16 protein-coding genes are annotated in these 12,941 nt (G+C 66.9%); 10 read left to right on the top strand and 6 right to left on the bottom strand.

The genetic code is table 11. The features are described from left to right. The first annotated feature begins 56 nt into the window (after window positions 1-56). Complete coding sequence (locus tag FA89_RS14790; protein ID WP_051938826.1) at window positions 57-1,643, top strand: inorganic phosphate transporter; 1,587 nt, start codon at window positions 57-59, stop codon at window positions 1,641-1,643. Between the two features lie 22 nt (window positions 1,644-1,665). On the opposite strand, the gene FA89_RS14785 is transcribed toward FA89_RS14790, so the two are convergent. From FA89_RS14785 to FA89_RS14775, 3 genes are all read right to left on the bottom strand, one after another. Beyond that, window positions 1,666-2,013, bottom strand: a complete 348-nt coding sequence (locus tag FA89_RS14785; protein WP_036141645.1) for a hypothetical protein — start codon at window positions 2,011-2,013, stop codon at window positions 1,666-1,668. 51 nt (window positions 2,014-2,064) lie between these two features. Next, window positions 2,065-2,796 carry a 2OG-Fe dioxygenase family protein gene (locus FA89_RS14780; RefSeq protein WP_036141643.1) on the bottom strand — a complete coding sequence of 244 codons (732 nt, stop codon included), beginning with the start codon at window positions 2,794-2,796 and terminating at the stop codon, window positions 2,065-2,067. A gap of 65 nt (window positions 2,797-2,861) precedes the next feature. Continuing rightward, window positions 2,862-4,592 (bottom strand): L,D-transpeptidase family protein, encoded by a 1,731-nt coding sequence (locus tag FA89_RS14775; protein ID WP_051938825.1) that lies wholly within the window; start codon window positions 4,590-4,592, stop codon window positions 2,862-2,864. Window positions 4,593-4,728: 136 nt separating this feature from the next. On the opposite strand from FA89_RS14775, the gene FA89_RS14770 reads away from it, so the two are divergent. From FA89_RS14770 to FA89_RS14760, 3 genes are all read left to right on the top strand, one after another. After that, window positions 4,729-5,451: a murein L,D-transpeptidase catalytic domain family protein gene (locus FA89_RS14770; protein ID WP_051938824.1), complete on the top strand. Its 723-nt coding sequence runs from the start codon at window positions 4,729-4,731 to the stop codon at window positions 5,449-5,451. Between the two features lie 53 nt (window positions 5,452-5,504). Continuing rightward, on the top strand, window positions 5,505-5,975 hold the full coding sequence (locus FA89_RS14765) for a hypothetical protein (RefSeq protein ID WP_036141640.1): 471 nt from the start codon (window positions 5,505-5,507) through the stop codon (window positions 5,973-5,975). A gap of 199 nt (window positions 5,976-6,174) precedes the next feature. After that, on the top strand, window positions 6,175-6,390 hold the full coding sequence (locus tag FA89_RS14760) for a hypothetical protein (RefSeq protein WP_036141637.1): 216 nt from the start codon (window positions 6,175-6,177) through the stop codon (window positions 6,388-6,390). 3 nt (window positions 6,391-6,393) lie between these two features. Here FA89_RS14760 and FA89_RS14755 read toward each other — a convergent pair whose 3' ends face one another. Together FA89_RS14755 and FA89_RS14750 are read right to left on the bottom strand one after the other, a co-directional pair. Continuing rightward, window positions 6,394-6,783 carry a hypothetical protein gene (locus FA89_RS14755; protein ID WP_036141634.1) on the bottom strand — a complete coding sequence of 130 codons (390 nt, stop codon included), beginning with the start codon at window positions 6,781-6,783 and terminating at the stop codon, window positions 6,394-6,396. Window positions 6,784-6,826: 43 nt separating this feature from the next. Then, window positions 6,827-7,225, bottom strand: a complete 399-nt coding sequence (locus tag FA89_RS14750; protein ID WP_036141633.1) for a hypothetical protein — start codon at window positions 7,223-7,225, stop codon at window positions 6,827-6,829. A gap of 136 nt (window positions 7,226-7,361) precedes the next feature. On the opposite strand from FA89_RS14750, the gene FA89_RS14745 reads away from it, so the two are divergent. The 6 genes from FA89_RS14745 (at window position 7,362) to FA89_RS20290 (ending at window position 12,179) form a co-directional block, all read left to right on the top strand. Further along, window positions 7,362-7,775 (top strand): hypothetical protein, encoded by a 414-nt coding sequence (locus FA89_RS14745; RefSeq protein ID WP_036141630.1) that lies wholly within the window; start codon window positions 7,362-7,364, stop codon window positions 7,773-7,775. Between the two features lie 73 nt (window positions 7,776-7,848). Beyond that, window positions 7,849-8,109, top strand: coding sequence for a hypothetical protein (locus FA89_RS14740; protein ID WP_185754390.1), 261 nt, complete (start codon window positions 7,849-7,851; stop codon window positions 8,107-8,109). 71 nt (window positions 8,110-8,180) lie between these two features. Continuing rightward, entirely contained in the window at window positions 8,181-8,420 is a 240-nt protein-coding gene (locus FA89_RS14735) for a hypothetical protein (protein ID WP_036141625.1), read from the top strand. 73 nt (window positions 8,421-8,493) lie between these two features. Continuing rightward, window positions 8,494-10,914 (top strand): DEAD/DEAH box helicase, encoded by a 2,421-nt coding sequence (locus FA89_RS14730; protein ID WP_036141621.1) that lies wholly within the window; start codon window positions 8,494-8,496, stop codon window positions 10,912-10,914. After that, the gene (locus FA89_RS14725) at window positions 10,911-11,801 is read left to right on the top strand and encodes a ribonuclease H-like domain-containing protein (RefSeq protein WP_051938823.1); all 891 of its coding nucleotides are present in this window, start codon (window positions 10,911-10,913) and stop codon (window positions 11,799-11,801) included. Before FA89_RS14730 ends, FA89_RS14725 begins: the two co-directional genes overlap by 4 nt. A gap of 231 nt (window positions 11,802-12,032) precedes the next feature. Continuing rightward, window positions 12,033-12,179: a hypothetical protein gene (locus tag FA89_RS20290; RefSeq protein ID WP_185754389.1), complete on the top strand. Its 147-nt coding sequence runs from the start codon at window positions 12,033-12,035 to the stop codon at window positions 12,177-12,179. A 101-nt stretch (window positions 12,180-12,280) separates the two neighbouring features. Here FA89_RS20290 and FA89_RS14720 read toward each other — a convergent pair whose 3' ends face one another. After that, complete coding sequence (locus FA89_RS14720) at window positions 12,281-12,865, bottom strand: FMN-dependent NADH-azoreductase (protein WP_036141618.1); 585 nt, start codon at window positions 12,863-12,865, stop codon at window positions 12,281-12,283. Between the last annotated feature and the right edge of the window lie 76 nt (window positions 12,866-12,941).

The following is a 12,941-nucleotide window of genomic DNA, read 5'->3' as shown; positions in this document are numbered from 1 at the left end:
CACGGTTGTGTCATGTGCCGTTGCTACCTCTGGGGGCCCACGACCGGAGGCGCGCCATGAACAGCACCGTCCTGACCGAACACGCCGAAGGGTCGCCCCAGACACGCCTGATCAGCCTTGGCGTCTTCGCCGTGGTACTGGTCGCCGCGGCGATCTATGTCGGCGTCCAGCTGGGCCATGACCTGCACGTGGCGCCCACCAGTCCCGTGTTCGAGTACGTACTGCTCGGCGTGGCGCTCACCATCGCCCTGGCCTTCGAGTTCGTCAACGGTTTCCACGACACCGCCAACGCGGTGGCCACCGTGATCTACACGCGGTCGCTGCCGGCCAGTTTCGCCGTGGTGTGGTCCGGCGGCTGGAACTTCGTCGGCGTGCTCGTTTCCAGTGGCGCCGTGGCGTATGCGGTGCTGCAACTGCTGCCCATCGGCCTGGTGTTGAACGTGGGTACGTCGACCGGCTTCGCGATGGTGTTCGCGCTGTTGCTGGCGGCGATCGTGTGGAACCTGGGCACGTGGTACCTCGGCCTGCCGTCGTCCAGTTCGCACACACTGATCGGTTCGATCATCGGCGTGGGTCTCATGAACCAGATGATGAACGCGGGTAACGCGAATGCCGCGGTCGACTGGAGCCAGGCGCTCAGCGTCGGCAAGGCGCTGCTGTTTTCACCGTTGATCGGCTTCGGTCTGGCCTTCGGCCTGCTGATGCTGCTTAAGACGTTCGTCAAGGCCCCGGAGCTTTACGCCGAACCCCACGGCGACAAACCACCGCCGTTCTGGGTGCGCTGCCTGCTCATCCTCACCTGCACTGGCGTGTCGTTCGCGCATGGCTCCAACGACGGTCAGAAGGGCATGGGCCTGATCATGCTCATCCTGATCGGTACGGTGCCGGGCGCGTATGCCCTGAACAAGGCGGTGACCCAGGGCGAGACGCAAAGCTTCGTCTCGGTGGCCCACCACGCGAGCGAAACCTTCGCCCGGTACGCGGTCGGTGCGGCACCGGTGGCATCGCCGCGTGGCGAGATCGAGCGCTACATCCAGTCGCGCCAGGCCACCCCGGCGACGATGGCGGCGCTGGTCAGCCTTTCCGACGCGATCGGTGCGCAGGTGGCGCACCGCCCGACGCTGGCCGACGTGCCGCAGCACGAGGTCAACAACGTGCGCAACGACATGTACCTCACGTCCGAAGCGCTGCGCCTGATGGAGAAAGACAAGAAGCCAGCGTTCACGGCGGAAGACAGCGCCGTGCTCGGCAACTACCACTCGCTGCTGGACAAAGCCACCAAGTTCATTCCCACGTGGGTGAAGGTGGCCGTGGCGATCGCCCTGGGCCTGGGTACCATGGTCGGCTGGCGACGCATCGTCCGCACGGTGGGCGAGCGCATCGGCAAGCAGCACCTGACCTATGCGCAGGGTGCGTCGGCGGAGGTGGTGGCGATGCTCACCATCGGTGCGGCGGATCGCTTCGGCCTGCCGGTGAGCACCACCCACGTGCTGTCGTCGGGAGTGGCGGGTTCGATGGTCGCCAACGGTTCGGGCCTGCAATGGTCGACCGTGCGCAGCATGCTGATGGCCTGGGTGCTGACCCTGCCGGTGTCGATCGCGCTGGCCGCGGGCCTGTTCTGGCTGCTGCGCCACCTGTTCTGAGCGCGGCCCGGGCGGCCGACCTTCAGGATTCCGGCGACGCCTTCTTGCGCGGCTTGCGCGGCTTGGGCTCCGCGCTGGCGATCAGCGTCTGCAGGTAGGCAATGCCTTCCTCGGGCGGAAACCAGGCCACCACGTCGGCCACGCTGAGCGTGTAACGCAGACGCAGGGCCTCGAACTCGGCCCGCGCGGGTGCCAGGGGATCGACCTTCGGCGGACGCCCACGGCGCTTGGGTGCTGCGGGCTCGGGAGCCGCTGGCGGCGCAACGACAGCAGGGGTGTCGGCGGACGGCTTTTTCGATTGCCGTTCCAGTGCCGCCAGTTCCTCCTGGAATTGCTTGAAATCGTACTTTCCGGACCAGTTCATGCTCATGCTTTGATCGTGGGTCGCACCATTATCGCACGCTGACCCGTCGCATCCCCGTCAGGCCGCGCGGAAAGTGACGACCAGCACATCGCGATGGGAGGCCTTCGAGGCGTCCAGCGGCGTGACGGGCGTGACGCCGTGGAAGACGCGGGGATCGTGGATCAGGGCGGCATCGAGCGGACGGGTGAGGGTGAATTCGCCCAGCGGACGCCCGTCCGGCGTATGGATGGTGGTGGTGCCGCTGGCGATGTTTTCACGATCGACCAGCAGTACCAGTACGTAGTCCACACCGTCCCGATGGCTGCCCTCGGGGGTGGGCTCGCCGGCCACGCCGGCGGTGGCCTCGATGCGGAACTGATGGACCTCGACGTGCCAGGTTTCCACGGTGGGCGAGAGGCCGCCGAAGATGTCGCGGCAGAAGTCGAGGATCGCACCCATCGTGGCACTGCCGACGATCTCGGGCAGCACCGGCGCGAACCACCGCGCGATGTCGCCTTGCAGCGCGTTGTAGGCCAGTGTCTGGAAGTGCGCCTGGTGCGGGCGCGGCTCGACGTGGCCGAACCGGGACGCGGTGAACACGGCGTGGCGACGACGGCGGAACCGTCCGGTGGCGGCCAGGTAGGTGTCGGGCTCGAGCGCGTTCCAGCTCGCGGCGAAGGTGTCCCAGTCGGCCAGCGGCGCGATAGGCGATACCAGGCCGCGCATCGCATCGCCTTGCACGAAGGCGAAACCCTCGTCGCGCACCTGGTCGTGGAGGGTCGATTCGGAAACGGCGAGGGGAGCGTTCATGACCTCAGTATACGGCCGTCACTCCGCGCTGCGCTGCGGCAAACGGCCTCGCTGGGCCGTTGTGCTCAGGGCACGCGTAACGGCTGCGGCTTGTCCAGCGCGGCCAACAAAGGACCATCGCGGTCGTAGACATCGGGCTTGTAGCTCAGCTTGCCATCGTCGGCGATGTCCACCGTCCAATAGGCCAGCAGCACCGGAACGGCGGTGGGCAGGGTCACGTTCTGCGTTTTCTTCGAGGCCAGGCGCTCATCGATGGCCTGCCGGCTGAACTTCTCCGGATCGTTGAACAGCCGTTCGACCAGTTCCAGCGGGTGCTCCACGCGGATGCAGCCGGAACTGGTATCGCGCTTGGCCTTGGCGAAAAGCTCCTGGTGCGGGGTGTCGTGCAGGTACACCGCGAAGGAATTGGGGAAGCGGATCACCACCTGGCCCAGCGAATTGCCCGGGCCGGCATCCTGGCGCAGCGTGATGCCGCGGGGGTTCTTCCAGTCGACGCTGGCGGGCGACACGATGTTGCCGGCGCTGTCGAGCACGCGGATGCGGTTGTTCGCCAGGTAGGCCGGGTTGCTGCGGACCTTGGGCAGCATGTCGTTCTTGAGGATGGTGGGGGGCACCGTCCAGGTCGGGTTGAAAGTGACGTAGGTGATCTGCGAGCGGAAGATAGGCGTGCTGCGGTAGGGCTTGCCGACCTGTACGCGCGATTTCCATACCGGGACACCGTCGCGATAGAAGGTGATCTTGTAGCCCGCCACATCGACCACCACGAACGTGCCCTGCAGGGAATGCAGGAGCCACCGCGCCCGTTCGAGGTTGGCCCGCACCTGGCCGATCCGATCCTGGACGGGGACATTCAGCGCCGCCAGTGTGCCGGCACCCACGCTGCCGTCGGCGTCGAGGTACTGATCGGCCTGGAAACGTTTGACCGCGTCGGCCAGCGGGTTGTCGAACGTGTGCCCGTGCGCGAGGGTCGGGTCGAGGTAGCCGCCGGCGACCATCCGGGCCCGCAGCGCCTGCACACGGGCGTCCTTCATGCCGGGCTTCAGCGTCGGACCGTCCGGGACGAGCGGCCAGCCGCCCTGAGCCGCCGTGGCCCGAAGCTGGGCCAGCGCGTCGCGAAGCTTCGTGTACAGCGGGTTCTGGGGCCGGGCCATGGCGAAGGCCTGGTCGACGCTGCGTTCGTCGATGGCGGTCTGCAGCATCGACATGCCCTGCTGGGGATCGATGGCCGCCGCGTCGAAGTTCCAGGTAGGGTCCAGCCGCACCGGGTCGACCTTGCCGCGGGCCAGCTGGACCAGGGCGGTGACATAGGCACCCGTGGCGGCGATCTCGAAATCCGCCTTCTGCTGCGGCGAGGCGTTGGCCCGGTCGGGTGCATCGGCCAGGGCCTTCAGCTCGTCGAGATGGTAATCCTCGGGCAGCAGGCCGTCGGCCTCGACGGAGGACAGCCCGGCCAGCAGCTGGCGGACGTTGGCGTCGTCGGACCACGCCGGCATGTAGCGTCGCTGCATGTAGAAGTCGTTGAGAGCCTTGCCCAGGGCCGCGTCCTGGCGCGGCAGAAGGCCGCCTTGCAGGGGCGTCATCTGCTGCAGGCGCGCATAGATGGCCTGGGCGAGCGGATCGTCCAGTACCGGCGGGGCAGGAACGGAAGCCGTGGTAGCAGGATCGGGCGCGACGATCGGTGGCGGTGAAGCAGCCGACGCGGCCGTGGTCGGGGCCGTCTGCGCACTGGCCCCGGCGACGATCGTGGCGGTAAGGAGCGCCCATGCGAGGGCATGGCGCCTTGCTTCCATAGTCATTATCTATCGCTTCCTGAATTCGCTAGCAGAACATCTAAGCCTTTCACATATATGAATGGCACAGATGTGACGGCTTTGTGGTCAATAAATGATCAGCGCGTTAGCATGCCCCGTCGCACTCCATCCGGCTGGCTGCATGATTCGATCGTTTCGCTCGTACCTCGCCTGTGTTCCCCTGCTTGGCGCCCTGTGTCTGCTCGTGACGCCTGCCAGGGCGACCGACTCGCTGGGTGAGGCGCTCTCCCGGCTGGCACCGTCGGCGGACCCCCGGGTGATCGACCTGGCCGTGAAGGCCTCCGAATGCGCGCAGACCCAGGGTGGGGTGCCCTCGGACCGGTTGGCGGTGATCGATTACTCCCGGCCGTCGTCGCAGCCGCGCCTGTGGGTGTTCGACACGGTGAAGCGCAAGCTGCTGTTCCAGGAACTGGTAGCACACGGCAAGAACAGTGGGGATGCCAACGCCACCCGATTCTCCAACGCGCCGGAAAGTCTCGCTTCCAGCATCGGCCTCTTCCGTACGTCGGATACCTACATGGGCAAGAACGGGTATTCCCTACGGATGACCGGCCTGGAGCAGGGCGTGAACGACCAGGCCCTGGCCCGCGCGATCGTGATCCACGGCGCCGCCTACGTGAACGAGGCCATGGCGAAGGTAGCCGGTCGCATCGGACGCAGTTGGGGGTGCCCCGCCGTGCGTACCGCGGTGGCGCACGAGCTCATCGACGCCCTGAAGGGTGGCCAGATGGTGTTCTCCTACTACCCGGATCGCCGCTGGCTCGCATCGTCGCAGTACCTCAAGTGCACGGGTGGGCAGCTGGCGAAGGCGGAAGCAAATACCGCCACCCGCGCCGGAATCTGATCCTCGGCCCCGGCTCGCGCTAGAATTCCCGGACCCTTACCGTGGAATTGAGCATGAAATACGTTCTTGCGATCGCTGCCTGTGTCGGCCTGGCCGGCTGCGCCACCAGCGGCATGACCGATACCCTGCCCAAGCTCAGCAGCAAGACGAGCAAGAGCGTCACGGCCTACGTGCAGTGCGTGGAGCCCAAGTGGCAGGCACTGGCCAAGGATGCCAAGGGCAACGCCAAGGACGACGAAGGCCGCGTGACCGCCAACGCCGACGGCAAGCACGAGCGCCTCGACGTCACTGCCAACGGCAGCGGCGCCCAGGTCGTCATGTACGAAATCCAGAAGGCCAAGAGCGGCGACTACGACAGCCGCTTCCGCGACGAAGCCATCGCCTGCCTCGGAGATGCGCCGTCCCCGGCATCGGTCTCGCCAGCACCGGCACCGGCGCCGGCCGCCTCACCGTCGATGTCCACGCCGTTGTCGCCGTCCACGCCGCCGTCGATGCCTTCGTCCACGCCTTCGTCAACCCCGTAGGAGCGGACGATGTCCGCGAACCGTCACGGCATCTACCGCGACTGAAGCCATGCACGGCATCCTGCCGGCGTTTCCGTGCCCCCCAGCGAATACGCGGGGGCGGCACCTCGGTCCGAAACGTGATTGACGTCGCACTTCACCCGACGCATCGGCGCGACCATGCCGCGACAGGGCGCACGGGTCGTCGAAGGGAGGTTGCATGGAGTCGGTTCGTTATCGGCGCACACGCGGGCTGCAGGCCGAATATCTGGTGGAATACGATCCCGACGGTTATCGCATCAGCCGCGATGGCCGGTTGCGTCGGGCCAAGCCGCTCGGTGCGGCCTGTCAGGCGATGGGGCGGCGCGAACGCAAGCGTGCCGCGCGCCAGTTCGCCATCGACGACATCGAAAAACTCATCGGCATGGAAGAGTAGCGATCAGGCGACGGGGCGGGCGCTGCGCGCTCGCTCGACGGCTTCCAGCAACTGGGCCCGATCGAACGGTTTCTCCAGGAACACGGCGGTGCGCGGGAACGGCGCCAGATCCTGCGGAAGCCGGCTGGAAATGACCACGATGGCCGTCGAGGGGCGCTCGCGCAACGTGGCCTGCAGGATCACGCTGCCGCGCCGTTCGCCGGGCGTGTCCGCATGGATGACCAGCAGGGCCAGGTCGTCCATGGCGTTGAACGCCGCCTTGGCCTCCCGGTAGGTCATGACCCCACGGGCGTCGAAACCCGCATCCGACAGGACCATCGCCACCGTCTCGGCGACCATGGCGGCGCGATCGTAGACGAGGGCGGGGGCGGGGGGACTGGCGAAGTCGTTCATGGCGCGATTCTATCGCTGCGCGCGCCGCTTTGGCAGAGCGATCTTACGTGGAGGCGGGTGGCCACGCCGCATTGATCGCCTTCATCCTGGCCATCAACTCGCGAATTTCCTCATTCCGGTCCGCGATGCGCTTTTCCTCAGCCGCCTTCTGTGCCGCGAAATCCTCGTTGGTGCCTTGAACGGCCTCGTTGACAAGCCGGCAGGTTTCCTCGGCGGACGCGGCCCGCGTGTGAAAACCCAGGCGATCGGCCAGGATTTCCATGCGCAGGCCCGGATGGGTCTGCTCCAGCGCACGGGCCCTGACCAGGAAGAACTGCTGCCAGTCACGGTCCGGTGCTCCGGAAAGCACGGCCTCGACCCGGGGGATGTCCGGCCGGTCGAACTGCTCCGTATCGTCCACCGCTTCGAAGGTGTCGATGTCGATCCAGTCTCTGCTGGCCATGGGGAGGTTCTCGTCGGGAGTGGGGCGCGATTGTTCGGTGTATCGTGTGCACGGTTCGTCAGCGGCGGGCGCCCTTTCACCGGTCGTCCACGGCGCCCGGCCAATGCTCTTCACATTACTTACCGAGGCTGATCCCATGCGCTATCTGGTTATTGCCGGCCTTGCCGGTACCGTTCTGCTTGCCGGTTGTGCCACCCAGAACGAACGCCATGTCGGTATCCACGACGTGCCGTCCAGCACGGTGCTGGGTAACCAGGCCCCTTCGGACGGTGACGCCACGCTGAGCATCGTGCGCAGCCAGGGCCTGTGGGGTGCGGGCTGTTCGAGCGCCATCTACCTCGACGACAAGATGGTCGCGGACATGGAGATCGGTGAGCAGCTGGTGCTGCGTGTACCCTCGGGCACGCGTAAGCTCGGCGTGATGCCCCACGGCGCGTGTTCTGCCGACCGTATGGACGTCGATGCCACGGTGGGTCAGGGCGAATCGCGCACCTTCGCCATCCCTGCCAGCGGCCTGGGCCTGACGACGCAGGCGCCGCCCAAGGGCTGAGGCCTTGCCAAGGCCATCGCGGTAGCGCAAGAATCAGGCGTTGCCGCGACATCGGCCCAGAGGGGATTGTTTCGTGCATCGACGGCTCGTGGGCAAGTATTCCGTGGAAGTCCGCACTCTTCGTGCGCCGTCGGGCGTATGGAAGTCGGCTTATATCGTCGAACTGGCCGTGCATGCCGGTCCGCGCGACTTCGTCATGATCACCCTTCTGGACGAGTTCGTGGACGAGCGCCACGCCGTGGACACTGCCATGGAGCGGGGCGCCCGCCATGCGCTATGGCTGGACGAGTCCCTCGCCGTCGCCGACGTGACTGCCGCGCCGACCCAGCCATAACGCGCTCGCGACGACCCACCGACTAGCTTCGCCGCCATGGGCCACCGGCCCCCTGAGGCGGAGCCAGCACCTTGCAGCAGACCACCCTGTACGTTCCTTTCAACGCGTCCACCCGCAGTCCCTGGATCTTGCGGCGCAACGCCGAACTCGTGGGCCAGTACGCCACGCGCGAAGAGGCGCTTCGCCACGCGGTCAGCCTGACGGCCACGCTGCGCGCGCAGTACGGTCACGTGGTCGATATCAAGGTGGAGGACGAAGCGGGCCACTGGTCGGCGGCGGGCGAGGCCAGGGAGGCCGGCGTCCCCGACTGAGTCGGTAACGCCCAGTCTCAGGATGTGAGATAGCCACGCGGGATAAAAGGGGCCCTCCTGTCCGGATGCGCCCATGGCCGCCTACCTCCAAGCCCGCCGCCACGACGAAGCGGATGCCGTACTGGCCAAGAGCCTCGACGGCCGGACCCTGGCCAGCCGCCTGACGGACAAATACGGCGACCGCGTGGCCACGGCGTTCACCGTGTTCGGACGCGAGGGTTCGCTGGTGCCGTTGCCGCCCGACCTTCCCGAGGGCGTGGCGCGGGCGCTGGCGTCGCGTGGCATCGAGCAGCTGTACAGCCATCAGCAGGAGGTCTGGGACGCCGCCCGGGCGGGGCGGCATGTGCTGGTGGCCACGCCCACGGCTTCCGGCAAGACGCTCTGTTACACGTTGCCTGTGGTCTCCTCCGTGCTGGAAGCCGGCGCGAAGGCGCTCTACCTGTTCCCGACCAAGGCGCTGGCCCAGGACCAGGTGGCGGAACTGCTCGAACTCAACCGTGCGGGCAACCTTGGCGTCAAGGCGTTCACCTTCGATGGCGACACGCCGGGCGATGCGCGCCAGGCCATCCGGCTGCACGGCGATGTGGTGGTCAGCAATCCCGACATGCTGCACCAGGCCATCCTGCCGCATCACACCAAGTGGGCGCAGTTCTTCGAAAACCTCCGCTATGTGGTGATCGACGAGATCCACACCTATCGCGGTGTGTTCGGCTCGCACCTGGCCAACGTGCTGCGTCGGCTGAAGCGGATCTGCGCGTTCTACGGCGTCACGCCCCATTTCGTGCTTTGCTCGGCGACCATCGGCAACGCCACCGAGCATGCCCAGGCGCTGATCGAGGACGACGTCGTCACGATCGCCGCCAGCGGTGCGCCCAGCGGCGACAAGCACGTGCTGCTGTGGAACCCGCCGGTGGTCAATCCCGACCTCGGCCTGCGCGCCTCCGCGCGCTCGCAGACCAACCTGATCGCCCGCGTGGCGATCAAGGCCGGCATGAAAACCCTGGTATTCGCGCAGTCGCGGCTTATGGTCGAGGTGCTCACCAAGTACCTCAAGGACGTGTTCGACCACGATACGCGGAAGCCGGCGCGCATCCGCGCCTATCGCGGTGGTTACCTGCCCACGGAACGGCGCGAGGTGGAACGGGCGATGCGGGCAGGCGACGTGGATGGCATCGTGTCCACCTCGGCGCTGGAACTGGGCGTCGACATCGGCAGCCTGGATGCGGTGGTGCTCAACGGCTATCCCGGTTCCATCGCGGCCACGTGGCAACGTTTCGGCCGTGCCGGACGACGCCAGCAGCCTTCGCTGGGCGTGCTGGTAGCCACCAGTGCGCCACTGGACCAGTACCTGATGCGCCACCCGTCCTTCCTCACCGAAGCCACGCCCGAGCACGCGCGCATCCAGCCCGACCAGCCGCTTATCCTGCTCGACCACATCCGTTGCGCCGCCTTCGAGCTGCCGTTCCTCACCGGAGACACCTTCGGCCCGGACGACGCGGAGCCGTTCCTGCAGGTGCTGGCCGAGTCGGAGGTGCTGCATCACGAGGGCGATCGCTGGGAGTGGATTGCCGACAGTTACCCGGCCAACGTCGTGAGCCTGCGCTCGGTCGCCGACGGCAACTTCGTCGTGGTCGACCGTACGGAAGGCCGGCAGACCATCCTCGCGGAGGTGGATTACTCCGCGGCGGCGCTGACCCTCTACGAAGGTGCCATCCACATGATCCAGTCGGTGCCCTACCAGGTCGAAAAACTCGACTGGGAAGGACGCAAGGCCTATTGCACGCGCACCCGGGTCGATTACTACACCGACGCCATCGACTACACCAAGCTGAAAGAACTGGAGTGCTTCGACGGCACGAACGCGGGGCAGGGCAGTGCGCGGCACGGCGAGGTGCACGTGGTGCGCCGGGTGTCCGGCTACAAGAAGATCCGCTACTACACGCACGAGAATATCGGCTATGGCCCGGTCAACCTGCCCGACCAGGAACTGCATTCCACCGCCGTGTGGTGGCAATTGCCGCAGACGGTGCTGGACGAGGCGTTCCGCTCGCGACAACACGCGCTGGATGGCTTCCTCGGGGCGGCCTATGCACTGCACACCTCCGCCATCGTCGCCGTGATGGCCGAGCCGCGCGACCTGCAGAAGGCGGTGGGCTCCGGCGACGGTGGCTGGTCCGCCCAGGTGGACGCCGGCGGGCGTGGGCAGATCCACGCCCCCGACGGCGGCATCGCCCTGCCGGATGCCCTGGAGCGTTTCCTGCCCACGGTGTATCTCTACGACAACTTTCCCGGTGGCGTGGGCCTGAGCGAGCCGCTGTTCCGCCGCGCGCCGGAGCTGCTTCGCCATGCACTGGCCACGATCGAGGGCTGCGAGTGCAAGGCGGGTTGTCCTGCCTGCGTCGGCCCGGTGCTGGCTGCGGACGAGGCGCGCGGGGAGCATACGCCGCGGGCACTGGCCGGGCGCGTGCTGCGCCTGCTCGGGGCGGATGCATGAGCGACCTGGCCGCGCGCCTGCGGGCGCTCCGCCAGCAGGCGGGTATTCGTGACGATGCAAAGGCCCCCCGAACTGCGGCGGCCATCGTCCCGCTGGCCGGCAAGCCGGCGGTGGACCTCGCCGCCCTGCGTCGCATGGCGGGTGTGCGCGAGCGTATCGCCCAGCCGCGGGCGCCGTTGCGCTCCTATACGCGAGATGTACCCGGCGACGAACTCTCGCCGGGGCTGCGTTACCTCGAGCAACGCTTCGGTGGCCACGAGCCGCCGGATACCTTCGACCTGGCCTTCGCCCGGCTGGACACCGCACGGAAGGAGTGCCTGCTGCATTTCGACACGGAAACCACCGGTCTTGCCGGCGGTACGGGCACGCGGGCCTTCATGATCGGCGCGGCCGATTGGCACAAGGGCGCCTTGCGCGTCCGCCAGCTGTACATCACAGCGATGTCCGCTGAAACCGCGATGCTGAAGACGTTTGCGACCTGGGTGACGGCGGATACGGTGCTGGTCAGCTACAACGGCAAGTCCTACGACGCTCCCTTGCTGGCAACGCGATATCGCCTGGCGCGCCTGTCCAACCCGCTGGCCGGATTGCGCCATGTCGACCTGCTGCATCCCGTACGCCGCCGTTATCGGCAGGACTGGGAGAACTGCAAGATGCAGACGGCGGAGCGTCGCCTGCTGAGCATCGTGCGGGAGGACGACCTGCCTGGCTCGGAGGCGCCGCGCGCCTGGTTGACCTACCTGCGCGGCGGTGCGTCGACCAACCTGATCCGTGTTGCGGAACACAACCTCCAGGACGTACGCAGCCTCAGCGGCCTGTTGGTCCATGCGCACGGCTGGGCGGCCCGCGATGCGCTCGCGGCTTTGCCCATCCATGACGAAAAATAGACGCCGGCCCGCGCAGGCTCGTTTGCGAGACTACCTACGCGGCGAGGCGTGTCCTTATGAGCGAAGCCATGAAGACCTGCGACCACGACGGCTGCAACTGTCATGTGCCGGTGTCCAGGGATTTTTGCAGCGAAAGCTGCCGGTTGGCGTCGGAGAGCCAGATGGGCGGAGCCGGATGCGAATGTACGCACGCCGCGTGCCAGCAGCGTCATCGATCAGGAGAACCATCCCGTGAGTAACGATTCTAAACAGCCCACGCCGGGCTACCGCGAAGACAATCCGAAGCCTTCGGGCGGCGAGCCCAAGGTGCCCGGTGAAGGGCATCCGGGCGAGTCGCAGAACATGCCGAAGGATAAGCCCGGCAAGCAGGGTTCCTGATCCGGGTTGAGCGGCGATGGGTGGTGCCCGTGAATCCGGCCATCCTTCTATGCGAGATATTGAAAAAAACGCGGCCTCGCAAGGGGCCACGCTCGTCTCGATCACAATGCCTTGCGCACCACACCCTCGATACCGGCCATGGCGCCATCGAGGGACTGGCGGCGGAACGCCTCGTCCTTGGCCATGCCTTCCGCGCGGATGACCTGAATGTCGGTCACGCCCAGAAAGCCCAAAAGGGCCCGCAGGTAGGGTTCCTGGAAATCCAGACCCGCCGCCGGTGCGCTGCCTGCGTAAACACCGCCGCGCGACGACGCGATGATCACCCGCTTGCCGCCCGCCAGACCTTCGGGGCCGGCGCTCGTATAACGGAACGTCTTGCCGGCCACGGTGATGCGGTCGATCCAGGCCTTGAGCGTGCTGGCGATGCCGAAGTTGTACATGGGCGCGCCGAGGACGACGACATCCGCCGCCAGGAATTCCTCCAGTACCGCGGCGTTGGCGACAGCCTGAGGGTCGTCTTCGCCTGCCGGCGGCGTCCAGTGGGGCAGGGCGTCGGCATGCAGATCCCGGTAGGTCACTTCCACCTGGGGGTGGCTGGCGACGAATTCCGCGACCACGGCGGCGGTGAGACCGCGTGAGACCGAATAGGCGCCCAGGGCGCTCGAATCGATATGCAGGAGTTTCATGGTGTTCCTCGAAGGGGCCGCCGTGGCGGCATGGCCACGACGATACGCCGGGGACGATGCGCCGATTAGGCGGCTT

The organism is Luteibacter sp. 9135 (assembly GCF_000745005.1).
Classification (GTDB): Bacteria; Pseudomonadota; Gammaproteobacteria; order Xanthomonadales; family Rhodanobacteraceae; genus Luteibacter.
This window is presented reverse-complemented; position numbering and strand designations above follow the sequence as displayed.

Coding starts and splice junctions, on each gene's coding strand:
- FA89_RS14790 (WP_051938826.1), top strand. CDS start 57: ATGAACAGCACCGTCCTGACCGAACACGCCGAAGGGTCGCCCCAGACA.
- FA89_RS14765 (WP_036141640.1), top strand. CDS start 5,505: ATGAAATACGTTCTTGCGATCGCTGCCTGTGTCGGCCTGGCCGGCTGC.
- FA89_RS14785 (WP_036141645.1), bottom strand. CDS start 2,013: ATGAGCATGAACTGGTCCGGAAAGTACGATTTCAAGCAATTCCAGGAG.
- FA89_RS14745 (WP_036141630.1), top strand. CDS start 7,362: ATGCGCTATCTGGTTATTGCCGGCCTTGCCGGTACCGTTCTGCTTGCC.
- FA89_RS14780 (WP_036141643.1), bottom strand. CDS start 2,796: ATGAACGCTCCCCTCGCCGTTTCCGAATCGACCCTCCACGACCAGGTG.
- FA89_RS14750 (WP_036141633.1), bottom strand. CDS start 7,225: ATGGCCAGCAGAGACTGGATCGACATCGACACCTTCGAAGCGGTGGAC.
- FA89_RS14760 (WP_036141637.1), top strand. CDS start 6,175: ATGGAGTCGGTTCGTTATCGGCGCACACGCGGGCTGCAGGCCGAATAT.
- FA89_RS14755 (WP_036141634.1), bottom strand. CDS start 6,783: ATGAACGACTTCGCCAGTCCCCCCGCCCCCGCCCTCGTCTACGATCGC.
- FA89_RS14775 (WP_051938825.1), bottom strand. CDS start 4,592: ATGACTATGGAAGCAAGGCGCCATGCCCTCGCATGGGCGCTCCTTACC.
- FA89_RS14720 (WP_036141618.1), bottom strand. CDS start 12,865: ATGAAACTCCTGCATATCGATTCGAGCGCCCTGGGCGCCTATTCGGTC.
- FA89_RS14725 (WP_051938823.1), top strand. CDS start 10,911: ATGAGCGACCTGGCCGCGCGCCTGCGGGCGCTCCGCCAGCAGGCGGGT.
- FA89_RS14770 (WP_051938824.1), top strand. CDS start 4,729: ATGATTCGATCGTTTCGCTCGTACCTCGCCTGTGTTCCCCTGCTTGGC.
- FA89_RS14730 (WP_036141621.1), top strand. CDS start 8,494: ATGGCCGCCTACCTCCAAGCCCGCCGCCACGACGAAGCGGATGCCGTA.